Source organism: Gemella haemolysans ATCC 10379, assembly GCF_000173915.1.
Lineage (GTDB): Bacteria > Bacillota > Bacilli > Staphylococcales > Gemellaceae > Gemella > Gemella haemolysans.
In genome coordinates this window covers 154,250-180,991 of record NZ_ACDZ02000006.1, presented here as the reverse complement: position 1 = coordinate 180,991, position 26,742 = coordinate 154,250, and the positions used below count along the sequence as shown (strand labels likewise).

15 protein-coding genes and 2 pseudogenes are annotated in these 26,742 nt (G+C 30.4%); 4 read left to right on the top strand and 13 right to left on the bottom strand.

The window, feature by feature from the left end:
• A partial coding sequence (locus GEMHA0001_RS02465) for a pneumococcal-type histidine triad protein (protein ID WP_004263859.1) occupies positions 1-2,860 on the top strand: 2,860 nt, incomplete at its 5' end.
• A 311-nt stretch (positions 2,861-3,171) separates the two neighbouring features.
• Positions 3,172-4,452, top strand: a complete 1,281-nt coding sequence (gene serS, locus GEMHA0001_RS02460) for a serine--tRNA ligase (protein WP_004264136.1) — start codon at positions 3,172-3,174, stop codon at positions 4,450-4,452.
• 155 nt (positions 4,453-4,607) lie between these two features.
• Here the strand turns inward: serS and GEMHA0001_RS08675 are convergent, their stop codons facing one another.
• From GEMHA0001_RS08675 to tpx, 9 genes and pseudogenes are all read right to left on the bottom strand, one after another.
• Positions 4,608-9,317: a pneumococcal-type histidine triad protein gene (locus GEMHA0001_RS08675; RefSeq protein WP_004263895.1), complete on the bottom strand. Its 4,710-nt coding sequence runs from the start codon at positions 9,315-9,317 to the stop codon at positions 4,608-4,610.
• A gap of 316 nt (positions 9,318-9,633) precedes the next feature.
• Complete coding sequence (locus GEMHA0001_RS09290; protein WP_004263788.1) at positions 9,634-10,755, bottom strand: YSIRK-type signal peptide-containing protein; 1,122 nt, start codon at positions 10,753-10,755, stop codon at positions 9,634-9,636.
• Between the two features lie 286 nt (positions 10,756-11,041).
• Entirely contained in the window at positions 11,042-12,250 is a 1,209-nt protein-coding gene (gltS, locus tag GEMHA0001_RS02445; RefSeq protein ID WP_004263889.1) for a sodium/glutamate symporter, read from the bottom strand.
• Between the two features lie 193 nt (positions 12,251-12,443).
• Positions 12,444-13,055: pseudogene (locus GEMHA0001_RS02440) on the bottom strand (NUDIX domain-containing protein).
• Between the two features lie 17 nt (positions 13,056-13,072).
• Positions 13,073-14,024: pseudogene (whiA, locus tag GEMHA0001_RS02435) on the bottom strand (DNA-binding protein WhiA).
• A 110-nt stretch (positions 14,025-14,134) separates the two neighbouring features.
• Positions 14,135-15,565, bottom strand: coding sequence for an ATP-binding cassette domain-containing protein (locus GEMHA0001_RS02430; RefSeq protein ID WP_004263975.1), 1,431 nt, complete (start codon positions 15,563-15,565; stop codon positions 14,135-14,137).
• A gap of 4 nt (positions 15,566-15,569) precedes the next feature.
• Positions 15,570-16,259 (bottom strand): energy-coupling factor transporter transmembrane component T, encoded by a 690-nt coding sequence (locus GEMHA0001_RS02425; protein ID WP_004263722.1) that lies wholly within the window; start codon positions 16,257-16,259, stop codon positions 15,570-15,572.
• A 1-nt stretch (position 16,260) separates the two neighbouring features.
• Complete coding sequence (locus GEMHA0001_RS02420) at positions 16,261-16,881, bottom strand: MptD family putative ECF transporter S component (RefSeq protein WP_004263963.1); 621 nt, start codon at positions 16,879-16,881, stop codon at positions 16,261-16,263.
• Between the two features lie 11 nt (positions 16,882-16,892).
• Entirely contained in the window at positions 16,893-17,390 is a 498-nt protein-coding gene (gene tpx / locus GEMHA0001_RS02415) for a thiol peroxidase (protein ID WP_004264152.1), read from the bottom strand.
• Between the two features lie 182 nt (positions 17,391-17,572).
• Here tpx and GEMHA0001_RS02410 point away from each other — a divergent pair, with 182 nt between their 5' ends.
• On the top strand, positions 17,573-19,771 hold the full coding sequence (locus GEMHA0001_RS02410; RefSeq protein WP_004263720.1) for a DUF5776 domain-containing protein: 2,199 nt from the start codon (positions 17,573-17,575) through the stop codon (positions 19,769-19,771).
• A gap of 109 nt (positions 19,772-19,880) precedes the next feature.
• Here the strand turns inward: GEMHA0001_RS02410 and metG are convergent, their stop codons facing one another.
• Both metG and pepT read right to left on the bottom strand, forming a co-directional pair.
• A complete protein-coding gene (gene metG, locus GEMHA0001_RS02405; protein WP_004264130.1) occupies positions 19,881-21,881 on the bottom strand; it encodes a methionine--tRNA ligase in 2,001 nt (666 codons plus the stop codon).
• A gap of 283 nt (positions 21,882-22,164) precedes the next feature.
• Positions 22,165-23,391, bottom strand: coding sequence for a peptidase T (gene pepT, locus GEMHA0001_RS02400; protein ID WP_004263871.1), 1,227 nt, complete (start codon positions 23,389-23,391; stop codon positions 22,165-22,167).
• Positions 23,392-23,606: 215 nt separating this feature from the next.
• On the opposite strand from pepT, the gene GEMHA0001_RS02395 reads away from it, so the two are divergent.
• Positions 23,607-24,107, top strand: a complete 501-nt coding sequence (locus GEMHA0001_RS02395) for an acyl-CoA thioesterase (protein WP_004264107.1) — start codon at positions 23,607-23,609, stop codon at positions 24,105-24,107.
• A 33-nt stretch (positions 24,108-24,140) separates the two neighbouring features.
• Here the strand turns inward: GEMHA0001_RS02395 and GEMHA0001_RS02390 are convergent, their stop codons facing one another.
• Both GEMHA0001_RS02390 and deoD read right to left on the bottom strand, forming a co-directional pair.
• A complete protein-coding gene (locus GEMHA0001_RS02390) occupies positions 24,141-25,862 on the bottom strand; it encodes a phospho-sugar mutase (protein ID WP_004263793.1) in 1,722 nt (573 codons plus the stop codon).
• 26 nt (positions 25,863-25,888) lie between these two features.
• Positions 25,889-26,599 (bottom strand): purine-nucleoside phosphorylase, encoded by a 711-nt coding sequence (deoD, locus tag GEMHA0001_RS02385; protein ID WP_004263898.1) that lies wholly within the window; start codon positions 26,597-26,599, stop codon positions 25,889-25,891.
• Between the last annotated feature and the right edge of the window lie 143 nt (positions 26,600-26,742).

Below are 26,742 nucleotides of genomic sequence, written 5' to 3'. Positions count from 1 at the left end.
TCATGACCATCATGAACACTCATCAGAACACGGAGATGACTATAAATTTGATCCAAAAGATATAGTAGCTGAAGATGAAAATGGATATACAGTTCGTCATGGAGATCATTTCCACTATATTCCAAAGAATAAAGTAGATAAACCTGCTGAAACTGTTAAACCAGCTCCGGCTATACCTACTCCTTCTTTACCTGAGGTGAAAAATGTTGAGAAACCTGTTGAAGCTGTCAAACCAGCTCCGGTTATTCCAACTCCTTCTTTACCTGAGGTGAAAAATGTTGAGAAACCTGTTAAAGCTGTCAAACCAGCTCCAGTTATTCCAACTCCTTCTTTACCTGAGGTGAAAAATGTTGAGAAACCTGTTAAAGCTGTCAAACCAGCTCCAGTTATTCCAACTCCTTCTTTACCTGAGGTGAAAAATGTTGAGAAACCTGTTGAAGCTGTCAAACCAGCTCCAGTTATTCCAACTCCTTCTTTACCTGAAGTGAAAGATGTTGAGAAACCAAAAGTAGAAGAAACGGTTGTAAGACCTAGCGTTTTATCATTTGCTGGTGTTCAATTTAAGACTAGCGATGGATTTATTTTAAATGATAATACTGTTGGTACTCCAACTTCATTAGGACTAGTAATTGATCATAATGGACACCAACACTTTGTATTTTACAAACAACTAGTGAATTCTAAATTTGAAAAATTAATTCCTGAAAAATATTTAAAACAAGCTAAAAAAGAGTATAAAGAATTAGAAGACAAAGTAACTGAAAAAATAAATTACTTATCAAGCAAAAACAACATCGATAAAAATACAATTAAATATGTATCTACAGCACAAGGAGATGCTCTTTCATATGACGGTAAAACAACATTATTAGATAATATTAATGTTAACGATGTAGCTGTGGCTCCTACTGAAAAGCCAGCAGAAAACAACAAAGAAGAAAATAATACAGAAAAAGAAAACAAAGATAATTATTCTGAAGAAGTGACTAAAAAAATTAATCACCTTGCTAAAATACTAGGCATTGACCCTAAACTTATTAAATTAGTAGAAACTGAAAACGGGCAAGCATTAACTTATCCTCATGGGGATCATAGTCACACTGTACTATTAAATGCAATTCACATTGATGAGACTGACGTAAATATTACTGAAGAAATTCAAAAACAAATTAATTACATCGCTGAAGTCTACGGAGTACCAAAAGAAGCTGTTAAAGTTACAAAAGATTTCTTCGTATTTAATGAACCAGCTCACGCTTACGATCCAACACACATTCACCCATACCTAATTCCTCGTGAAAAATTCCATATTCCAGAGGTTACAGGTGACGATGAAGTGGATTTTGAAAATGAATTACTTGCTTTATCAAAACGTACAGGTATTCCTGCAGATAAAATTAAACGTGATGGGGATAAATTTGTAATTCCTCACGGAGATCATGATCACTTTGTTAAAATTTTATCTAAAGGAGCAGACATCTATTACAAAAATAGAATTCCTAATATCACAGGAAACTATGTTTCTGGAGATTTCGATAAAGAAACTGTATTCAAACGTATCGAGGAACTTAAAGCTAATAACCTTGCTAAACACAGCAATGATAAAAAACAAGCAAACCGTGTAAATCGTGCACTAGATCAATTACGTGCAACAATAGAAGAATTACCAACTAACTCTACTAACGGTTACCTTGAAATGTTAAATAATTTTGATAAAAAATACATCCAAGAAGAAGCTAATTCAGATACTTCTAAAAATGATGAATTAGTTAAAAAATATAATACTCTACTAAATAGAATCAAAGACACTGATATTGAAAAATATGGTCTTTCAAAAACTGACTTAACTAACGAGTTAAATGAAGCTAGCTCAAATAAAGATGCTAATACACTAAACAAAGTTAGTCATATGTTAGATGAACTTCAAAAATTCGAAGATCGTGAAAGTATTACAACTGTAAGTTACATTAAATACTTCTTAGAAAATATAGATAGTGATAAAATTGATAACCAACTACGTGAAGAACTTGCTTCTCTTGTAAAAGATTCTTATGAATCTCAAGCATTCATCACTAGAACACCAATGAGAACACTTGTAACAAGACTTATTAATGCTAAAAACGCTCTTCATTACGCGTTAGAACACAATGAAAGTTCAAAAGTAGAATTCGGTGAAAACTATAATAAATTAAATGAAACTGACAGTGATGGTACAACTCTTCGTTCTTCAGCTGATCAATTCTCTAAAGAAGCTAACGATCCTTCATTCCCAATTGAATTCTCTAATGCCAAATATGATAAAGCAGATTTTGAAAAATATGCAAATAAAACAACAGAGAAATCTGAATCTACTAAACCAACTACTGAAGCAAAACCAGAAGAAGAAAAAGACAATAACACAAATAATAACAGTAATACAGGAAATCAACCTAACAGTGAAGTAAGTACACCTAAAGAAGAAAATAATACGACAGATAATAAAAAAGTAGAACTTACTCCAGAAGAAACTGCAAAAGTAAACTTACTTGCAGGAATCTTTAAACTTTCTCCAGATTCATTAAATGTTATTGAAACACCATATGGAAAAGCTGTAAACTTCACACTTGGTGGAAAAGCTGAAACAATATTAATTAATGATATCGACAGATTACTTGCTGCATTATTAGCAAATGCTAAACCAAAAGAATCTTCAACAGAAAATGAAAATGGTGCGACTCTTAACTCAGAAAATGAAGTTTCTAATAGCAATAGTGATACAACTACAGTAGAACCAAAAAACAACACAGAAAAAGAAGAAACTTCTAACAACACAACTACACCAAAAGAAGAAACTTCAAATAATTCAACGGAAGAAAAATAATCTAAAAAGACTTGACAAAAAAGATAAAAATAGAGTAAAATTATATTAAATAAATATATAAAATTTGATTATAGACATGTTTTAATCTAAGAACATTCCCAGAGAGAGTACAAATGCTGAAAGTACTTATTGTTTATTTTAAAATTCTACTATGAATAATATCAAATTAAATTTCAAGAATCTTTTAGATTGAATTTGGGTGGAACCACGGTATAGAAATTAATCGTCCCTTGCGTCTTTGACGTAAGGGACTTTTTATTTTACTTGTAAAAATTCAATCAAAATAAATTATTTAGAAGGAGCATACAATTATGTTAGATATTAAATTATTCAGAGCAAACCCTGAAATGGTAAAAGAAAAATTAGCAGCAAGAAACTTAGAAACAGATGTAGTTGATTTACTTATCGACTTAGATAAAAAACGTCGTGAGCTACTTGTTCAAGTAGAAGATTTAAAAGCACTTCGCAACAAAAAAAGTGAAGAAATTGCTATCTTAAAAAGAAAACGTGAAGATGCTTCAGATGTAATCGCAGATATGAAACACGTTTCTGATGAAATTACAACTCGTGATATTGAAGTTAAACAAATCGCCGAAGAAATTAACGAAAAAATTATTAGAATCCCTAACCTTATCTCTGATGAGACTCCTATTGGTGAAGATGAGGATGAGAACATCGAAGTTCGTCGTATCGGACAAGTTAGAGAGTTTGATTTTGAACCAAAGGCTCACTGGGATTTAGTTGAAGAATTAGATATTGCAGATTTCGAACGTGCAGCTAAAATCTCTGGAAGTAGATTCGTATACTACAAAAAAGCTGGAGCTCTTCTTGAACGTGCATTAATCAACTTTATGATTGATACCCACGTTGTTGAACATGGATACGAAGAATTCATGGTACCTCAATTAGTTAATAGAACTGCTCTATTTGGTACAGGTCAATTCCCTAAATTCGTTGAAGATGTATACACAGTAGAGTCTGAGGGATTAACTCTTATTCCTACAGCAGAAGTTCCATTAACAAACTACTACAATGGAGAAATCTTAACTGAAGATATGTTACCAAAAGGTGTTACAGCATTTAGTATCTGTTTCAGATCTGAAGCAGGAAGCGCTGGTCGTGATACTCGTGGATTAATCCGTCTTCACCAATTTAATAAAGTAGAAATGGTTCGTTTTGCTAAACCCGAAAATTCATATGAACAATTAGAAATAATGACTGGACACGCTGAAAACATTCTTAAAAAATTAAACTTACCATATCGTGTAATTACATTATGTTCTGGAGATACTGGATTCTCTAGTGCTAAAACTTATGATATCGAAGTTTGGTTACCAAGTTATAACGCTTATAAAGAAATCAGTTCTTGTTCAAACTGTACAGATTTCCAAGCACGTCGTGCAAATATGCGTTTCAAACGTGAAGACACTGGAAAAGTTGAATTCCTTCACACATTAAATGGTTCTGGATTAGCGGTAGGACGTTGTCTAGCGGCTATAATCGAAAACTATCAAAATGAAGATGGTTCTATCACAGTACCAGAAGTTCTTCGTCCATACATGCGCGGAATCACAAAAATTGAAAGAGATTAATTTTGTACCCTATCAAATATAATTTTTCTTTTCATGATAATGCCAAGAGAGATCTTTTAGACTCTCTTGGCATTTCTTAATTTTACTAAAGTATAAAAAGTAGTGAATTAAGGTTCCTTCCTCTCAATTCACTACTTTTTATGTTGCAATATAGACTATATATCTATTTGAGTTTTTTCAAACTTATCTAATGCTTGTAAATAACCATCTGTTGCTGTAACATGCCAAGCTAAGCTAACTTCTCTAAAGTTATTCAACCAATTTAGTACTTTTCTTAATTTCGCTGGATTATTAGCAAGTACAGTTTGAGCTTTATTTTCTAATTCTGTTAATCTGCTATTGACTACAGCTTCATCAATATTTCCATTTACTTTAGGAATATCTATATAAGGTATCTTGTTTTGATTATATAGTCTCCATCCAGGACTCTTAATCGGATAATAATGGTTATGATCGCCATGATTTATTATCATTTGACCATCTTGAACCTGTATATGTTCAACTGTTGTGTTCATACTACTTGCCAATGCTGTTATTTCTTTTTCAAAATCTCCTTCTAAATCTGAGCTCATCACTGGAACAGTTATATCACTAAGTGCAAGACGTTTAGGAACACCGTTATAATTAAATACTAATGTGTTATTATCAACTTTAATATCACTCTCATTTATTCCGTAAAATAGTGAAATATAATTTTTCTTACTATCTATAGCTGCCTTATCTTCGGTTGTTGTTGCTTCACCTTTCTTAGCTAAAAATTCTTTTGCTTCTTCTAATTGTTTAGCTGATAAATCAGATTTTTTAACAAAGTGATTATGATCACCATGTTTTACAATATATCCATCACCTTCTTCACTAACTATATTATTCACTTCGAATACAAAATCGTGTTCTTCGGTTTCAGTATGATTATGTGTTTCTGAATCATGGTTTGCCTCACTATTAGACGGCTCCGTTACTGAAGTTTCTTTATTCGCATCCCCAACAGTTGGAGTAACTAGGTTATCTTTAACTTGTTTTCTTATTATACTCAATTGTTTTTCTAAATCAATCTGTTTATTTCTGCTTTGATCTACGCTGTAAGACATATCAAGATAGATAATACGAGCTTTTCGTTTTAATTCATCCGCTACTTCCGGAGCTAATTTTTTCTCATCTTTAAGTTTTAATATCTCTTCCTGTAGTTTTTCTGCCTGTTCTGTAATATAGTCTACAGATAAAGTATAATTTTCTTTTATGTCTCCTCCTTCGACTTTTTCAAAATTACTCATTATTCCTTTTGGAATATTCCCACCACTTGGAATTTCTAACTCATCTTTTGGAACAGTATTATGACTTATATCTAAGTATTCTAAAGTTTTATTTTTTTCTTTTAATGCTAATGTAGATACATAGTTATTTGACATTGTTAAGTATTTTAGTGCTGTAAGATTATTTATATTTTCCATTGTTCTAATAACATTGTTATTAACCGTTAAGTTAATCAATTTATTTTGTTTATTAGATGGAAACTCACTAATTTTATTTCCACTAGCATCTAGATTCTCAAGCGCAAATAGTTTATGAACATTGTTAATATCCTCTAGTTTATTGTTTTTAATTTCTAGACTTGTAATTGTACTATTCTCAAAATCTAAACTATCAATCCTATTATTGTTAACTTCTACACTTTCTAAAACTTTAGCATTTTTCAAATGAGATAATGTTGTTATTTTATTATCATTTGCCACTATTTTTTTCAACTTAGGTAAGTTAGAAACAACACTTAAGTCTCTAATATTAGTATTATTTACTGTTAATTGCTCTAAACTATCATTCTTAAGAGTTGCTAATTCTAAGCCACTATTATTAGATAAGAATAAACGTTCTAATTCATTTTTACTACTCAATGCATCTAATTTTGTAATATTATTATTTTCAAGGCTAACTGCTCTTAAGTGATTTAAATCTTGTAGCGCTGATATATCTTTAATTTTATTATTGTCTAAATTCAATGATTCTAAATTAGTAAGATTTTTTAGTACATCAATATTTTTAATATTATTTCCTGCTGCAGAGACTAATTTTAAGTTCGGATAATCTTTTAAAAATGAGATATCCTGTATATCATTTTCAGAGAAATCAATCCCTTCTAGTGTTGGTATATTTTTTATAAATGAATAATCCTTAATACCAGTTCTTGATACATATAATTGTTTCAATTTTTTGAATTTATAAACAGGTGTTATGTCATCAATAGAAGTATATCCAATACCTAGAACTTCAATATTTGGCATAAGATCCAATCCATTTCTTTTAAGTGGATCTTTGTTTTGACCTATGTTTAGATACTTAACAGTTTTCAACCACTCTTTCATTTTCTCTATATTTGTCTCGTTTGTAGGAAAATCAGTATCAGCTGATGCGTGTTGAATATCATGAATAATATCATTATCAAATCCTAATTTTTTCAGCGTCTCAGCTCCCGAATTACTATGTGGATCTGTCAGAGGTTTTGATGTATCTATGTCTTTAATCAATATAGTATGACTATGATCTCCATGTGGATATACCAGCGCCTTACCTTCTGCTGTTTCAATTAATTTTATAGAACTTTTATCTATATTTAATTGTTTAGCGACATAATCAATTTTTTCTTCAATTTCTCTTTCCTCTGCTGAATTTTCATTTTTCCCTTCTGCTGAATTTTTTGGTGTCTCTGTATTAGTAGTTGCAGAATTATTGCTTGAATTATTATTTGAAGAATTATTTACTTCAGTGTCTAGAGTATTCGAATTATTCGTCTCTATATTTTCTTTGATATTTATATCTTTTAACAATTCCGTTTTTCCATTGTATGAAATTGCATCCCCGTTTGAAGTAATAACATAACTAAATTTATCTTTAGCTATATTATTCTTTTTAGAAAGATAATTAATTTTGTCATTAACTTCTTTTTCTAATTCAGCATACTCATCTTTTGCTTTATTCAAATATTGATGAGGAATAAATTTTTCCCACTTAGAATTAACTAATTGTTTATAGAATATAAAATGTTGATGCCCACTATGAACTACTAAAATACCTGTTGAAGTTGGTGTTATTATACTTTCATCAGATAAAATAAATCCATCACTAGTTTCAAATTGTACACCTGCAAAAGATAAAATGCTAGGTCTTACAATCGGTTCTTCTACTTTTGGTTTCTCTTCTTTTTTCACTTCAGGTAAAGAAGGAGTTGGAATAACTGGAGCTGGTTTGACAGCTTCAACAGGTTTCTCAACATTTTTCACCTCAGGTAAAGTAGGAGTTGGAATAACTGGAGCTGGTTTGACAGCTTCAACAGGTTTCTCAACATTTTTCACCTCAGGTAAAGAAGGAGTTGGAATAACCGGAGCTGGTTTGACAGCTTCAACAGGTTTCTCAACATTTTTCACCTCAGGTAAAGAAGGAGTTGGAATAACCGGAGCTGGTTTGACAGCTTCAACAGGTTTCTCAACATCTTTCACCTCAGGTAAAGAAGGAGTTGGAATAACTGGAGCTGGTTTGACAGCTTCAACAGGTTTCTCAACATTTTTCACCTCAGGTAAAGAAGGAGTTGGAATAACCGGAGCTGGTTTGACAGCTTCAACAGGTTTCTCAACATTTTTCACCTCAGGTAAAGAAGGAGTTGGAATAACCGGAGCTGGTTTGACAGCTTCAACAGGTTTCTCAACATTTTTCACCTCAGGTAAAGAAGGAGTTGGAATAACCGGAGCTGGTTTGACAGCTTCAACAGGTTTCTCAATATTTTTCACCTCAGGTAAAGTAGGGGTTGGAATAACTGGAGCTGGTTTAACAGTTTCAGCAGGTATCTCTACTTTATTCTTTGGAATATAGTGGAAATGATCTCCATGACGAACTGTATATCCATTTTCATCTTCAGCTACTATATCTTTTGGATCAAATTTATAATCATCTCCGTGTTCTGATGAGTGTTCATGATGGTCATGATAATTGTCATTTACTATATTAGTTTTTGGAGTGTTTACTACTGTTGTATTAGTGTTATTAGTTGTAGTTCCTTGATTATTTAATAAATATTCCCATTGCGTTCCTCTTAATTGAGAATATGGAATTATGTGTTGGTGATTACCGTGTTGAACTATAAAGCCAAAACTGTTTCTTCCTATAATATCACTTTCACCCTTGAAAATATAGCCATCACTCGTTGGTGTTGCTACTCCTGCAGCTGATGATGCTAATGAAGGATTAACTCCTACTTCTTTTGCTTGTGATAATTGTGTACTTGATAATTCACTTTTCTTAATATAGTGGAAGTGATCTCCATGGCGAACTACGTAACCATCTTGAGTTTCACTTACGATATCTTTTGGATTAAATGTGTAGTTATCTCCACTTCCTTTAGATTCGTTAGATTCTCCATGGTAATGATGGTGATGTGCGTGTGCTGAAATTTCTTTTCCAGTACTTTCGTCAACAACATTATTTTGAGTAATACCTTCTTTCGGATAGTAGTAATATTTACCATTAACTTTTATTACATATCCCTCTGCAAGTTCATACTGAATATCTTCATTTTTTAGTTTATAGTCTTTATTTTTATAAACTAATGAATCAAGAATTTTAGCATTATAAGGTACTAATCCTTTTTCATAATGGCTATGGTCACCATGAAGTGTAACATAACCATCTTCAGTAATTTCACTTACAACTACTGAGCTAACTTTATCAGAGTAATTAATTTTTTTTGCTTGTGCTGTATTTTGCACTAGTGGTGCAGCTTCATATTTATGATGCGTTCCATATTCATATCCAGAAAATACTGCTAGCCCAATTACTAATGAGCCACAAGCACCAGTAATAATCATATTTTTTTTATTCATACATATTCTCCTTAATGATATAATCCGTAATAATTTCGATTTATTATAACATGTTTAACTTTCCTTGTAAATAGGTATCTTTACGATTTACTGCGTTTTAAAATTAATATTTTTATATTTTTTCTTATTTTAAAATATAACTTTGATTTAATAAACTTTCATAATTACGGGTTTTTAGAAATTTTATTTATCATCAATGTACTAAAATCTCATTTATAATACTTAATATAGACTTATAAATTGAACCTAAAAACACAAAATGGATACCAACTGCATAATACAGTATGATATCCATATGTTTTTTATATTTATTTAGTTATATATGATTTTTCTTATTTCTTATTATACTAGCTACAATTATTAAAATAAATCCTGTAGAAATAAATGAATTTACTGATATACCCGTTTTAGGAAGTATTTTTAATTGTTTTTCATCTTTAATACTATTTGTTTCAGGTAATTCATTATTTTCTTTTTCCTTGTTTTCTATTTTTTCTGGAATTACAATTTTTGTTCTTTCTTCTAAATCCTTGCTACCTATTTTTATACGTTCTACTATAGTGAATTTACTGAAATGGTTAATATTAAATTTCAATTCACCAGTACTATAGCTACTATTTACTTTCTCAAGAGTATTTTCATCAGTTATGTGATAAACTTCTAATTCGGCATTATCTTTTTTCACAACAGCAACGGTAACTGTGCGTTCAACGTTACTGTCGACTCTTTTATCATTTTTTTCAAAATGAATCTCAAAAGTCTCTATAATATTATAATCACTACCTAGTTTATACTTAATAGTCTGGTTTAACTCATTATCATTTAATGATTCTACATATAACTTTTCTGCAGAGACACTATCTTTTTTAAAAGAAACCTTAATTTCACGTCCAGATAAATTCCCTACTAATACATCATTTTTAATTTCAACTTTAGAAATTGTTTCAGAAGTATTAGTAGTTGATTTTTCTATTGGATTACCAGGTGGTTGCTCTGTTGGCTTTTCTGTTGGTTTCACCGATAGTTTTTCTATTGGTTTTTCAGATGATTCTTTCAACGGCTTCTCCACAGGTTTTTCTGTTGGTTTTGGTGCTGGTTTCACCGATGGTTTTTCTATTGGTTTTTCAGATGATTCTTTCAACGGCTTCTCCACAGGTTTTTCTGTTGGTTTTGGTGCTGGTTTTACCAATGGTTTTTCTTTTGGTTTTGTCAATGGTTTCTCCTCTGATTTTATAGGTGGTTTTCTTATCGGCTCTTCTATTACATTCTCTGGCGGAATTGGTTCAACATCTGGAATAACTCCTTTTTCAGCTATTACGACCTTATTGTCAGACTCCATTTGCGCATTAATTATTCCAACTTTCATTGTGCCAATACCAATAATGATGCTTATTATTCCAGTTGATAATTTTTTTATAGAATATTTTTTATTCTTCACTGCTTTCTCCTTATCTCAAATGATCTATGGGAGTGACTCAAAAATCGTAATTACGAAGAAATCAATTTTCTCGAGTCACCCCTGTAAGTTTATTAGATATCTAAAAAGCTTTCATAAAGCGAACTTAGACATCAATAAACCACTGTGTCTTTAAGTTTTCATAAGAACTTTGTTAAATTTCAAGACTTTTGAGTCAATTTCTAATATTATAATACACATCAAAACATTCATCAAGCAATTTTAAAAAAAGGCTTGATTAAAACACTTAATCAAGCCAAATTTTCTTCTATCTAGACAAGAACGAGAAGAAGCCACTTATTATTGCTACATTAAAGAAATCTATAAATAGTGCCCCTACTATAGGCATTACAAAAAATGCTATATGCGAGTGTTTATATTTATCGCAAACACTTTGCATATTTGCAATACCATTCGGCGTTGCTCCAAGTCCAAAACCTACATGTCCTGCTGATAATACTGCTGCATCATAATTTCTACCCATAAATCTAAATGTTACAAAGTAAATAAATACCCATGCTAAAAGCGCTTGTGCAAGTAATAATACTGCTAGCTGACCTGCTACACTACTTAATTCCCATAATTTTAAACTAATCATTGCCATTCCAAGGAATAAGTTCAACGAAACATCTTCTAAAATATGTACTTCTTCATAGTGTAAATCAAATTTAGTCGTATGGTCTGATATATTTCTTAGTATTGCCGCTACTATCATAGGACCTATGTAATTAGGAAAGTTTAAAAATTGATTTAAAAATGTAGATACATAGCTTCCGATAAACATCGCTAAAAGTATCATAAAGAATGCCTTAGCAAAACTTTCACCATCTAGTTTTTTTACATCATTATTAAATAAAAACTCATCATTTCTAACTTGTTGATTATCAACTTCTTCAGCTACTACTTCTAGTTTTCTACCTTTTATCAATCTGTTCGCAAGCGGTCCACCTAAACTTGAACCAGCAATAAGTCCAAAAGTAGCAGCTGCAATAGCTACACTCTTCGCTCCTGTATGTCCTAACTCTTCTACTATAGGTGCCATTGCCGCCGCTGTTCCGTGTCCTCCTGTCATTGCCGTTGAACCTGTTAATAATGCAATCAGTGGATCAACTCCTGTTGCATATCCTATACCAACAGCTAAAATATTTTGCAGTACCACTAATATTATTGAAACTATTAAAAACATAATAACTTTTCTTCCACCAATTTTTAATAATCTCCAACTTGCATTAAACCCAATACTTGTGAAAAATAACGTCATAAAGAAACTCTGAAGTGTATTGTCAAATTCAAATATTATCAAATTCATTTGTCGTAGAAACAAATTAATAATCGCAAATAAAAACCCCCCTATAACCGGTGAAGGTATGCAATACGTTTCAAAAAATTTAACTTTCTTTCGTAAAAATCTACCTATTATCAAAATAACCACAGCAAGTCCTACTGTTTGTATCATATCCATTTTAATATTTAACATACTATCATCCTTTCTTTATCGATGTTATATTTTCTTACAACAACTTTTTTGATTTATAAATTTACAATCTAAAAGTTCTTTTTGTTTGAATTACATATCCATATATTACACTTTTTAGCGATACATTTCAATTATGCGTGAGATTTTATAACAATCAAATAAAGATGAACCTATAAAAGTTCATCTTTATTTATTAAAATATTGGTTTTAAAAATTCTGACCAAGTTTCATAATTTTCTTCCGCCTTGGCCTCTTCTCCTGTCATCCATTTGATAACAAGAGTATCATCTTCCTTAACTTCTACAAGTTGTTTATTAACTTTACACTCATAAACAACACCTACATGAACCTGTCCAACTTCTGTCTTATCATCATTTATAAGTCCAATAAAATGTAGATTATTTAAAGCATATTCTTCTGAAACTCCAACTTCCTCATTTAATTCACGTGCGGCATTGATTTTTAACATTTCAAAATTGTTTTTCCTTCAACTTCATTCATATGACCACCAATACCAACAGAGGCTTTCCCGTGTAATCTCGCTTCTCCTCCACCTACTAAACGTTTGTAAACTAGTACCTCACCTGTTACTTCGTCTTTTAGTAGCACATAACCAATCAATTGCTTATAGTTTGGATCTTCTTCCATATCACCACGACGTTTAACTTCGTATGATTCAAATGTAGCTATGATTTTCTTGGTTTTTTCATCATTTTTTTTCTATAAATCCATAGAAATGATTTTCTTCATTACTAAACAATTCTTTTCTATTAACTACTAATATTTGTTCATCCCACTTACTCATTATTATTCCTCACTTTTTTATTTTGCTTGATAAGTACCTTCTGTTAATTCCTTAGCTATCTTAGCAATTTTTCTGAATCTGTGATTTAAACCAGATTTAGATAATTTTCCATCTTCAATCATTTCCGCTATTTCTTTTAACGGATATTCTGGATACTTAAGTCTTGCTTCGGCAACAACTCTAAGTTTCTCATCAATATTATCAAGTCCGATTCTTTCCTCTATTATGTTAATATCCTCAACCTGTTTTGCTGAAGCATTAACAGTTTTATTCATATTAGCCATATCACAATTTTTGCATTCTATTAACTGAGTTATTAATATCCCTAACAATTCTTTCATCTTCAAATTGGAATAAAGCTTGAAAAGCTCCAACTAAGTTAATAAATTCTGCTATTTTTTCAGATTCTTTAATATAAACTATAAAACCTTTTTTTCTTTCAAGACTTCTAGCATTCAATTTATAACTATTTAGAAGCTCATTTAATTCCTTATTATGTTCTTCATAAGAAGAGAATATTTCCATATGATAACTAGAAGTACGAGGGTTATTAATAGATCCCCCTGCTAAAAATGCGCCACGTAGATAAGCTCTTTTCTTCTCATCAGTATCAATTAATTCTTTTGCTATGTCTATTCTCATTGTATAGTTGTCATTTAATATATATAAATCAGTTAATATTTCTTTAACATTTTGATCTAAACGACAAATATATACATTATTCTTTTTCAATTTCAATTTCTTTCTAACAGAAATATTTACATGAACATCATAGAAAAACTTTATTAATGAAAACATTCTTCGCGCTATAGAAGCATTCTCTGTTTGAAAACTCAAACTTAACCTACCGTTTGATATATTTAATACACCATTCATCTTTATTAAGGCTGATAACTCCGATAAGAATTCTCTATCTTTTGTTATTTCTATTAAAGTTAATTCTTTCTTCATATCTGAAGCGTATGACATAAGTTCCCTCCTTATCCTAATTATTTTTTGTAACTTATATATTTTATCATGATACCTTGAATTTAACAACTTATTTGAGTTAAAAGAAATGAGTTAATATACAATGTACATTAACTCATTAATTCTAATATTCTATTTTTATTTTCTTCATTAACTTCAATACGCTCTTTTATGCCTTCTTTGTCAAAATAAAGAACTTCATCTGAAATCTGACATAAAAATTCATAATCATGTGTAATAATAAATATCACAACATCATTCTTAGCAATTTCTTCAATCAAGCGACTTAGTTCAATCATATTAATATAATCTAAACCGCTAGTTGGTTCATCAAAGATTAGTACTTTTTTATTTGATAAAAGCGCAGAAGCAATAGCGACTCTTTGCTTTTCTCCACCAGATAAAGTATTCGGATGTCTATCTAAAAATTTTCTAATGTTTAATCTATCTACAACTTCATCAAATAACGATAAATTATCGCTACCTAACTTAATTTCTTTTTCAACCTGATTAGTAAATAATTGATAGTTAACATCTTGCATTACTTGGAAGGCATTTTTCACTAAATCCTTATTATTTAGATACTTTTCATCTAATTTAACTTTATGTTTTGATTTATGTAGACCACATAGAGCATTAGCAAAAGTTGTTTTTCCGCAACCATTATCTCCGATAATAGTATAGATTTTTGAAGCTGCGAAACTTTCACTTTGAAGTTCAACTTTCCTATCATGAACTTTATATTCAAGTCTTTCAATATTTAAAAACTCTTCTTTAAAGTTTCTATTTTCTTTAACACCTAGCTCTACTTTAGATAAATCAATCTGTCTTGTGTGACAAGATCTGCTGTCAAAATCTGATAGCTGTTCTTTAGTAACTTCATGAATTAATTTACCGTCTTTGATAATATACATTCTGTCGATTAAATCTTTTAGATAATATATTCTATGTTCAGCAACAACTATAGTTTTACCTTTTTTCTTCAATGTTTCTATTATTGATGAAATAAGCTGTATCGACTTCAAATCGAGGTTACTAGTTATCTCATCTAGAACATATATATCAGCATCTAACATCATACTAGCCATAAAAGCTAGTTTTTGTTTTTCTCCACCACTTAGCTCTAAGACGTTTCTTTCCAACAGATATTCTGCAGAAAATTCTGATATGACTTCGTCAATTCTACTTTGTATCTCTGATTTAGAATAACCATAATTTTCCATACTAAAGGCAAGTTCACTTGTAGAATCAAGATTGAAAAACTGATTTTTAGGGTTTTGAAAAACACTCCCTACTACTTTTGAAAAATCTTTTAATTTGTCTCCAATATTAAGGTGAGCTACTTTTAATTCACCACTATATCCACCATCAAAAAATTCTGGTGCTAATCCATTTAAAACACGTAGAATAGAAGTTTTTCCACAACCACTAGCACCTGTAAAGAGGATACATTCACCTTTTTTTATATTAAGCGATAAATCTTCAATATTTAATTTTTGTGATTCAATATATTTATAATTAAAATTTTTAAATGTTATCAATTTATCACCTCATATACATAATATAACAAAAAGCACTTGCTACAATAATCATAGTTAAATAATCAATTTTATTAAACTTTAATTCGATATAACTACTTGGTTTCTCTTCGTTATCTATTCCTCTACATAAACAAGATACTGATAGCTCATTTGCTATATTGGTACTTATAATTACATAAGGAACAAATACATATTCAAAAAATTTAATTGGATGAAGTAAGTAGTAACCTCTACTTACTCCAATTCCTTTCATTCGTAATGAATTTTTTATTAACTTATAATCTGTAAGTAAAACTGGGAAAAATCTATATAGTACTGCTAGTACTATAATCATTTTCTTTGGTAACTTTATGCTTCTCAAAAAGCAAATCAGTTCCGAAACTTTTGAACTACTTACTAAAGCCATACCTGCACATAATGGGAAATACAGTGTCTTAAACATTAATGCAGTTAATAACAAGAAACTATCAATAACCTGTAATGTAACTGTATGAGCAAAAAATACTTCGTATGCAGTAAAGAAAAGATATATACCAAAAAATCTACTCATTCTCTTAAAGTTTGAACTAATTCCTAAGTATATTGAAAAGCATAGTGCTACTATAAGGTGAACAGGTACTGTCATCATTTTAAACATTAGTATATTAGCAATTACTAATATAAAAATCTTAGTTCTAATATCTAACCTTAACATTCTATAGTCCTGCTTTATTGAAATTCTTAAAGTATAATTTTCTTCCTAGATATGTTCCAATTATTGAGAATATTATAGTAAAGATAACTATAAAAATAAATGTCTTCATATCTGTACTACTCATTACTAGATTTATCTTTTCATCTGAATAATTTCTATTTTGAAGATGTTTTACATATGAATCTTTCATAAAGAACATTGGTAGAATAATACCAATATTTCCTAGATTAAAGAATAAGTATGATAAATATTCATTTCCATATCTGAATGCAATCTCCGCTAAAACTGCTGCAAAGATTAATACTATTCCTCCCACTATAGAGTGACCAGAAACAGACATGAAAATTCCTATAATTGCAATCATAATGAATATAGCCATATTTTTATTAATTTTGTTAAAAATTAAGCTATATACACTACCACACACTAATGCAGCTGTTATTGAAGTGTATGTTGCAAAATAAACTTTACCTCCAAATATTACTGATGTCAATAGTGTAGAAATTCCAATACCTACCGCCATTACAAGAATTAATAATATTGTATAAAGACCTAATGTAATTAAATCTTTAATTTGTAAATTCTTATTATCTTCTTTATTTATATATTTTAATTCTGTCATCGATTACCCCACTATATTTTCTTAAGTTCATCTAGAGCATCTTTATAATTTGGCTCTTCACCAATTTCTTCTAGTACTTCTTTATAGCGGATAACACCTTCTTTATCAAGTACAAATACAGCACGAGCTAATAACCCTAATTCTTCAACTAAAAGACCGTTATTATTTTCGAAATCACGATACTTATAGTCAGAAACAGTAATTGCATTATTAATTTCTTTATCGGCACAGAATCTTCCTAGTGCAAAAGGTAAATCTTTTGAAACTGTTATCACTACAGTATCTACTAAGTCGCGTACTTCCCTATTAAAATTAATTGTTTGTAAAGCACATACCCCTGTATCAATAGATGGGAATGTATTGATAATTACATTTTTCCCTTTATAATCTGATAACTCAAATTCTGATAGAGTCTTAGTTACAGCTCTGAAGTTAGGAAAAACATCTCCAACATTTAATTTATCTTCAATTGTTACTGGTGTACCTTTAAAGCTTATTGTTTTCTTCATAATTTATACCTCTTTATTTTATAATTTTTTATGATAAAAGTATCTACAACTAATGATAACATATTTCAATTAGAGTTGAAAGTTTTTTTAATAATTTACTGGTATTTTAAGCATATTTTATATAAATATATTATAATTTTATGATATAATAGTTACTAATAGTGTGTGAAAGGATTTTTTTTATGTCAAAAGAACTAAAAGAAAAAGTAGTTGAAACAAATACTACAGATTCGACTGAAGAAAAAGATAATTCAACATCTTTTTTTGGTCGTTTAAAAAAACAAGTAAAAACTTTTAATTTTAAAAATAATGAATCTACTACTTCTATTAATAATCAAAATCACCTTGATGAATCAGCTCTAGAAAAGGAACTTCGCGAGAAAGAAAAAGAAGTAAAATTAAAAGAAAAAGAATTAAAACAACGTGCACTTGAACTAGAAAAAGCAAAGAAAAAATTTGAAGAACAACAGCGTAAAATAGAAGAAGAACGCAAAAAAAATGAGATTGCACGCGCCGAAAGAGAGCGTCTTGAAAAAGAGCGTATTGCTCGTGAAAAAGAATTAGAACGCCAGCGTATCGAAAGAGAAAAAGCTGAACAACGTGAAAGAGAGCGTCTTGAAAAAGAACGCATTGCTCGCGAAAAAGAGCTAGAACGTCAACGTATCGAAAAAGAAAAAGCTGAACAACGTGAGAAAGAACGTATTGAAAAAGAACGTATTGCTCGTGAAAAAGAACTTGAACGTCAACGTATCGAAAAAGAAAAAGCTGAACAACGTGAGAAAGAACGTCTTGAAAAAGAACGTATTGCTCGTGAAAAAGAACTCGAACGTCAACGCATAGAAAAAGAAAAGGCTGAACAACGTGAAAAAGAACGTATTGAAAAAGAACGTATTGCTCGCGAAAAAGAACTTGAACGTCAACGCATAGAAAAAGAAAAAGCTGAACAACGTGAAAAAGAACGTATTGAAAAAGAACGTATTGCTCGCGAAAAAGAACTTGAACGCCAACGTATCGAAAAAGAACAGGCTGAAAGAAGAAAAAGAGAATATAGAAGAAAAGAAAAAGAATTCCAAATATTAGAAGATAAAAAGAAAATAGAGTTATTACAAAAAGAAAATGAAATGAGAGAACATGAAAACACTTTACTTTCATTACAAACAACACTAATTTCTTTAGAAGATAAAATCGAAGAGAAAAAATTAACTATTGCAACTCTTAAAAATAGAAATGCTGATAAAGAAAAAATAACTTTAGAGGAGAAAAGATTAAATAGTTTAGTAGCTCAAAAACAAATTACTCAAAAAGATATAGCCTCTGAGAAAAAAATTATTGAAAAAATCCAAAAAAACTTAGAAATTGGATATAAACTTGATGGTCTGAAAAAAGAAATACATAGTATAAAAAAAGAAGTAGTAAATGAAGATGAAACTGCATTTAAGGTTAAATACATCGATAATAATGTAAGAAATATCTTCGTAGTAGCTTTGATATACATTAAAGCTTTTATTTCGAAAAAAGTTTTTAGACAAAAAGTTGAAAATTACGATCAAATTAAAAAGGTATCAAAAAATATTAAAGTTAGAATTGCTACATCAGTTATATTAGCAGTAATACTATCACTTTGTTTCTTAGTTACACTTAAGTTCATTTCTTCAGCTAAAGAACATTATGTAAGCTTTGGAGAAACTAATACTACTGCTGTAGATACAACGGAAGAAATGAAAAAACAAAAAGAAGCCGAAGAAAAGGCTAAAATTTTAGAAGCACAAGAAAAAGCCGAGGCTGCTCGTATTGATTCTGATGCTCAAGATGAAGAAATAACTGCTAAACTTGCTGGAACTTTCACATCATATGCATTTGATGTGGATCGTCAAGTTACAGTTAACAAAAAAATTCATGCTTTCAAATCTGCAAGTTGGTCAGACCAAGGTGAAGTTATTGAACCTGGTACTAAATTAACTGTAAACAAAATTGTATCCCCTGCTGGATATTTAATGTATCAAATTTCATCAGGAAATCTACAAGGTCAATTTATCACAGCTAATGAAAAATTCGTATCAGTAGATTCTAAAAACGATGAACTTGAAAACTTTATTTCTCGTCCAGTAGCGATTAAATTCTTAGCTACACAAAATGTTTATTCTGATGAAGCAGCAAGCAAAGTTAAAGTTACCTTTGGTAATGGTGCACAACTTAATATTAACGGTATTGGAATTAATAACAACAGATTAATTTATCATGTATCTGATGGGTCGTTCGTACCTGTTAATCCAGTTCGTGTAATTGAAGTTAATAGAGAAACGCCTAAGACTAAAAACATAGATAATAATGATAATAAAAACGCCTCTAACTCTCAAAGCAACCAAAGAACAACAAGATAATTAATTTAATCCACCTGAGGAAATCCCCAGGTGGATTATTTTGTACATATAAATTGTTTAAATTCCCTAAAAAAGAGAATATAGTTTTCACTAAATTCTCTTTTTTTTATTATCTAATTTCTGCTCCGTTAGGAATTTCAGCATTAATTTCAACTACTCGTAAGATACCATCTTTTTCTGCTGATAAAATCATTCCTTCACTTAATTCACCACATAGTTTAACTGGTTTTAAGTTAGCTACCACAGCTACTTTTTTACCTACTAATTCTGCTGGATCATAGTATTTAGCGATACCAGAAACTATTTGTCTTTGGTGATTTCCTAGATCAAGTTTAAATTTCAATAATTTCGAACTTTTCTTAACTTTTTCACATTCTAATACTTCTGCTACTCTTAATGAAGTCTCAAAGAATTTATCAATTGTGATTTCTTCAGCAAGCTCAACATAAGTATCTTCATTTTCTTCTTTAGATTCTGTTTCTAAGTTCTCAAGTGCCTTAGGTGACATTTGTTCTTTAATATACTCAACTTCAACCTCTTTATCAAATCTTGGGAAAATTGGAGTTGGTTTTTCTACAACTTTTACAGTTCCATCAAACACTCCAAAAGTTTTAGCAGATTCAAACACTAATAAGTCTTCTCTAATTCCTAATTGTTTAGCAATTTCTGTTGGTGCTTTTGTTAAAGCTGGTGCTATTAAAATTGTAGCAATACGAAGACTTTCCGCTAAGTAGTTCATAACCTTATCTAATTCAGGTTGATTCTCTTCATCTTTTGCTAAAATCCAAGGTGTAGTTTGATCAATATATTTGTTAGTCCTAGAAATGAATTTCCAAACTGATTCTAAAGCTTTAGAAAACTGCATATTTTCCATATACTCTTCATATTCTGCAATAACTTCTTTTGATAAAGCTATTAGTTCTCTATCAAATTCTGTTGTTGGTTCAACAAATTTTGGAATTACTCCACCACAGTACTTATTGATCATAGAAATAGTTCTATTTAATAGGTTTCCTAAATCATTTGATAAATCTGAGTTAATTCTGTCAATGAAACTTTCAGGTGTGAATATTCCATCTTGTCCAAATGGAACTTCACGCAGTAAGTAATAACGCGCTGAATCTAATCCATAACGCTCTATTAACATATAAGGATCAACTACATTACCTTTAGACTTACTCATTTTACCATCTTTCATTAATAACCAACCATGAGCAAAGATTTTTTTAGGTAATGGTAAATCTAATGCCATAAGTAGTATCGGCCAGTAAATAACGTGGAAACGCACAATTTCTTTACCTACTACTTGAACATCTGCTGGCCAATATTTATTAAATAGTTCTTCACTTCCGCCAGTTGCATAACCTAGTGCTGTAATGTAGTTAACTAATGCATCAATCCAAACATACACAACATGTTTTGGATTCGATTTTACTTTTACTCCCCAATCAAAAGTTGTACGAGTAACAGCCAAGTCCTCTAATCCTGGTTTAATAAAGTTATTAAGCATTTCATTTTTTCTGCTTTCAGGTAAAATGAATTCTGGGTGTTCATCATAGTACTTAACTAATCTATCAGCATATTTACTCATTTTGAAGAAGTAACATTCTTCACTAACTAATTTTACTTCGTTTCCACTTGGTGCTATACCACCAATCATATTTCCTTCTTCATCTCTGAAAACTTCTTGAAGTTGAGTTTCTGTGAAATATTCTTCATCACTAATTGAATACCAACCTTTATATTCTCCAAGGTAAATATCACCTTTTTCAACTAATTTATCAAAAATTTCAGCAACTGCTGTTTCATGATAATCGTCTGTTGTACGAATAAATTTGCTATAGTTAATATCCATAGCTTCCCATAATTTTTTAATATCCTTAATCATTTCATCAACATAAGCTTGTTCTGAAATACCTTTTTCTTGAGCTTTTTGTTGAATTTTTTGACCATGTTCATCTGTACCTGTTAAAAAGTATGTATCATATCCACTTAATTTTTTATATCTTGTTAAAGCGTCACACGCTACTGTTGTATAAGCATGCCCTATGTGTAAGTTACCACTTGGGTAATAAATAGGAGTTGTAACATAAAATGTTTTTTTAGTCATCTTACAACCATCCTCACTTTCATTTCAATTTTTTAGTTAATATACATTACTATTGTACCATATAATTGAGGCTAATGCATGATTTTTTATCATTTTTTTCAAATTTCAAAATACTTTTATAATTAAAAAGATATAACTCTTTTATAATTCAAAATAAATATTAAACACTATTTAAATAATCATTATTTAATATCTACCTCAATAACAATAACCGAACAAATATCCAGATTAATATTGCATTATAGAGCTATATCTTTATTATTTTCTTAAAATTATCGTGATTTTATTTTTTAGCTAATTTAGCTATTTCAACTATTGTATCTGCGGCTTTTTCCATATGTTCTAAACAACTAAATTCATATTGCCCATGGAAGTTCTCTCCTCCGACAAAGATATTCGGAGTTGGAATACCCATATACGAAATTTTAGAACCATCTGTTCCTCCTCGAATCGGAATAATAATAGGTGTTACTCCTACATTTTTAATAGCTTGCTCCGCTACATCAACACAGCGTTTATCTTTTTTAATTACATCTCCCATATTATAATATTGATCGAATAGCTCATATTCCACAACATTACCATATTTTTCATTAATTTTCGTAGCGACCTCTTCAGCAAATTTCTTACGTGCTTCAAATTTTTCTTTATCATGATCGCGAATTATATAAACCATCTCTGCTTCTTCAATTCTAGCTTGCATATTATGCAATAAATAGAAACCTTCATATCCTTCAGTATGCTCAGGAACCTCTTTTTCTGGGAACAATGAAGCTAATTCTGCAGCAATCGTATTGGCATTTTTCATTTTACCTTTTGCTGTACCAGGATGAACACTTACTCCAGTAATTTTATATGTTATTTGTGCAGCATTAAAGCTTTCATATTCTAGTTCACCAAGAACTCCACCATCCATAGTGAAAGCATAGTCTGTTGCGAATCCTTTAGCATCGAAATGATCTGCTCCACGCCCTATTTCTTCATCAGGACCAAATGCAATACGAATATCACCATGTTCAATTTCAGGATGTTCACTTAAATACTTAATTGCTTCTACTATTTCAGTAATTCCAGCTTTATCATCAGCACCTAGTAAAGTCGTCCCATCTGTAGTGATTAAAGTTAAACCTTTATAATTGCTTAAATTAGGGAACTCAGCTTTACTCATTACAACATTCAATTCTTTATTTAAAACGATGTCTTCACCGTCATAATTCTCAATTACTTGTGGATTAATACCTTCAACATTAAAATCTGCAGTATCCACATGTGAAATAAATCCAATTTTATCGTATGGTTTATCAGTATTAGCTGGTAATGTAGCAGTTAAAAACCAGTTTTCCTCATTTAATTCTATGTCACTAAGATTTAATTCTTCTAATTGTTCTTTTAACATGCGTAAAAAATCTTTTTGCTCTGGAGTAGATGGAATCGTCGTACTAGCAGCATCAGATCTAGTCTTAAAGTTAACATATCCTAAAAAACGTTCTAACATAGTTTCATATTTCATTATCCTTCACCTCATTTGTATTTTCTTTTATTATAATATAATTTTTATAAAAATGTAAAGATTATAAAAATTATATTAAAAAACATCATTCCAAAATAACTTTTTTCAAAATGATAAACGATGCTTAATATATTTATCTATTTGTGATACAATTACTTATGTATTCTAATTTTACATTAGATATTAGTAAAATAAATTTTAAGGAGAACTTTTTCATGCAAGAAGTTATGAATTATAAAGATACTAGAATTGAGAATTTCCATACTATTTATCCAAACCATATGAACAGACATGACACATTGTTCGGTGGACAAACCCTATACTGGCTTGATGATGTACAAGGTTTAGTAATACGTAGATATACACACCTACCCTTCTTTACTGCAAGTATTGACACATATCAATTTTTAGATGTTGTCCACAGACACGAGGCATTAATTATCGATAGTTATATATCAAGGGTTGGAACAAGAAGTGTTGAAATTTTTGCTGAACTAAGTGCATTTAACCATGAAACTAGACACACTCGTTTAGTTGGTATTTGTTTCTCAACATTTGCAATAAATAAAGAGACAGTTCTTGAAAAACCTTTACCTAAAGTTACATACACAGATGAAATTTCAAAATTCGTAAGCTCTTCTTATGCAGACAGACACAGTGGTAAACTTTCTGCTCGAGAATTCTGTAAAGAGTATCTAAAATATTATAAAAAATAAAAAAGAAGTGAGATTTTTCTCACTTCCTTTTTATTAATCGATTGAGTAAAGTAATTCTAATACTTTTTCCTCAAATTTAACTAATTTTTCTTTAGCAACTTCTTTATCTGCATCTTTAACGTAGATATAAAGTTTTACTTTAGGTTCTGTTCCGCTTGGACGTAATGTATACCAAGATTCGTCTGAATAACTGAATTTAACAGCATCAGTTTTTTCAATTTCAATAGCCTTTTCTTCACCTGTAGCTACTGTTTTCTCTTTTTGAACTAAGTAGTCAGTAATCGCTACTACTTCACTTCCTGCAATTTCACGAGCAAAGATTTCACGATATTTTTCCATCATACGTTTAATTCTTTGAGCACCTGCTGCACCTTCTAAAACGATTGAGATAGTTTTATCTAAATAGTACCCGTATTTTTCATAGAAACCATCAAGTACATCTACTAATGTTTTACCTTGTGTTTTGTAGAATGCTGCTGCTTCTACTAATAACATAGCGATAGTTACACCATCTTTATCACGTAGGAATGTACCAACGTTATATCCAATACTTTCTTCATATCCCATTACATAGTTTTTCTCACCTGTAATATCCCATTCATTCGGTAATGCACAGATGTTTTTGAATCCAGTAAGAACATCAATTACTTCTACTCCGTATTCTTTACATAATGGTTCTACCATTTTAGATGTTACGATAGATTTAACTAATACTGGGTTTTCTGGTAATTTGTTTTGTTTTGCAAGATTTTCAATAACATATTGAACTAATACTGCACCAGCTTGGTTACCGTTAAGAGAAACTACTTCTCCATTATGAATTACTTCTACAGCAAGACGGTCACAGTCAGGGTCAGTTGCAATGATTACATCAGCATTAACTTCTTTAGCTAATTTTTCACCGTATTCAAATGCTGCAGTATCCTCTGGGTTTGGATATTCAATTGTTGGGAATGTTCCATCAGGATCTTTTTGTTCTTCAACAACATGAACATTTTTGAATCCACGACGTGCAAGAACTGTTGTTACAGCCTTATATCCTGCACCGTTAAGCGGTGTATATACTACAGAAATATCTTTATCAATGTTTTCATCGTTAATAGCACAATTTAAAGATTCTTTATAGAATTCTTCATCAATTTCTTCTCCAATATATACCAATAATCCTTTTTCTTTGGCTTCTTCCTCTGTTAAAGTAACATAGTTATCGAAGATATCCATTGAGTTAATATACTCTAAAACTTTATCACTTATATCAGATTTAATTTGAGATCCTTCTTGCCAATAAACTTTATATCCATTGTATTCTTTAGGATTGTGACTTGCTGTAATGTTAATACCACTAGCTGTTCCTAAATAACGAACTGCAAATGATAATTCTGGAGTTGGACGTAAGTCCTCAAATAAATATGCCTTAACTCCATTACTAGCCATTACTAAAGCTGCTAACTTGGCAAATTCTTTTGAGAAAAGACGTGGATCGTGAGCAATAGCAATACCTTTTTCTTGTAATCCATTGTCGATAATAGTTTGTGCTAGTGCTTTTGTTGCACGAGCGATAATGAATCTATTCATTCTATTAGAACCCATTCCTACTTTACCACGTAATCCTGCAGTTCCAAATTCTAATTCTTTATAAAATCTATCTTCTTTTTCAACTTCATCATTAGCTACATTTTTTAATTGAAGTTTTTCTTCTTCTGTTAAAGCTGAGCTATTTAACCATTTTTCATATAATTCTTGATAGTTACTCATATTATAATACCTCTAAATTCCTAATTTTATACTAAACCTAAAGCAATTTCCATCATTTTCGTAAATGCCGTTTGTCTTTCTTCTGGAGTCGTTTCTTCACCAGTTACTAATGAATCACTAACTGTTAGAATTGTTAAAGCATTAACTCCAGCTGCTGTTGCATTTGCATAAAGTGCCGTACTTTCCATTTCTACAGCTAATACTCCCATTTTAATCCAGTTTTCCATAGCTTTTTCATCAGCATTATAGAAAATTTCACTACATAAAATATTTCCAACGTGTACTGCTTGACCCATTTCTTGAGCTCTGTTGTAAGCTTTTAATAATAAATCAAATGATGCAGTTAAACTGTAGTTTCCTGGAATATTATATTGGTGCATGTAGTTTGAGTTTGTTGAAGATCCCATTCCTAAAATTACATCATATAATTTTACTTCTGGTTGTAGTGCTCCACATGTTCCAATTCTAATTAAATTCTTAACCCCAAAAGTGTGGATTAATTCATAAGAATAAATACCGATACTAGCTGGTCCCATACCTGTTCCCATTACAGAAATCTTTTTACCTTTATATGTTCCAGTATATCCTAGCATACCACGCACTTCATTAAAACAAACTGCATCTTCTAAAAATGTTTCTGCAATAAATTTCGCTCTTAAAGGATCCCCTGGTAAAAGAATCGTTTCAGCGATTTCTACTCCATTTGGTTTAATATGTGGTGTTTGTTTATGTGACATCAGTTAGTCCCCCTGTAAATATATTAATAACTTTATTATACCTTTTTTTCTCACCTTAAACAAGAGATATTAAAAAAATAATTATCTATATTTTCTACTAAATATTCTGAAAATAATAAGTTTATTTTATAGTTACAAGTTGC

Excerpts from the sequence above, each read along its gene's own strand:
- GEMHA0001_RS02390 (WP_004263793.1), bottom strand. The coding sequence starts at position 25,862 with ATGAGTAACTATCAAGAATTATATGAAAAATGGTTAAATAGCTCAGCT.
- deoD (WP_004263898.1), bottom strand. The coding sequence starts at position 26,599 with ATGTCACATAAACAAACACCACATATTAAACCAAATGGAGTAGAAATC.
- GEMHA0001_RS08675 (WP_004263895.1), bottom strand. The coding sequence starts at position 9,317 with ATGAATAAAAAAAATATGATTATTACTGGTGCTTGTGGCTCATTAGTA.
- GEMHA0001_RS02395 (WP_004264107.1), top strand. The coding sequence starts at position 23,607 with ATGCAAGAAGTTATGAATTATAAAGATACTAGAATTGAGAATTTCCAT.
- GEMHA0001_RS02410 (WP_004263720.1), top strand. The coding sequence starts at position 17,573 with ATGTCAAAAGAACTAAAAGAAAAAGTAGTTGAAACAAATACTACAGAT.
- GEMHA0001_RS02420 (WP_004263963.1), bottom strand. The coding sequence starts at position 16,881 with ATGACAGAATTAAAATATATAAATAAAGAAGATAATAAGAATTTACAA.
- GEMHA0001_RS02425 (WP_004263722.1), bottom strand. The coding sequence starts at position 16,259 with ATGTTAAGGTTAGATATTAGAACTAAGATTTTTATATTAGTAATTGCT.
- tpx (WP_004264152.1), bottom strand. The coding sequence starts at position 17,390 with ATGAAGAAAACAATAAGCTTTAAAGGTACACCAGTAACAATTGAAGAT.
- metG (WP_004264130.1), bottom strand. The coding sequence starts at position 21,881 with ATGACTAAAAAAACATTTTATGTTACAACTCCTATTTATTACCCAAGT.
- serS (WP_004264136.1), top strand. The coding sequence starts at position 3,172 with ATGTTAGATATTAAATTATTCAGAGCAAACCCTGAAATGGTAAAAGAA.
- gltS (WP_004263889.1), bottom strand. The coding sequence starts at position 12,250 with ATGTTAAATATTAAAATGGATATGATACAAACAGTAGGACTTGCTGTG.
- pepT (WP_004263871.1), bottom strand. The coding sequence starts at position 23,391 with ATGAAATATGAAACTATGTTAGAACGTTTTTTAGGATATGTTAACTTT.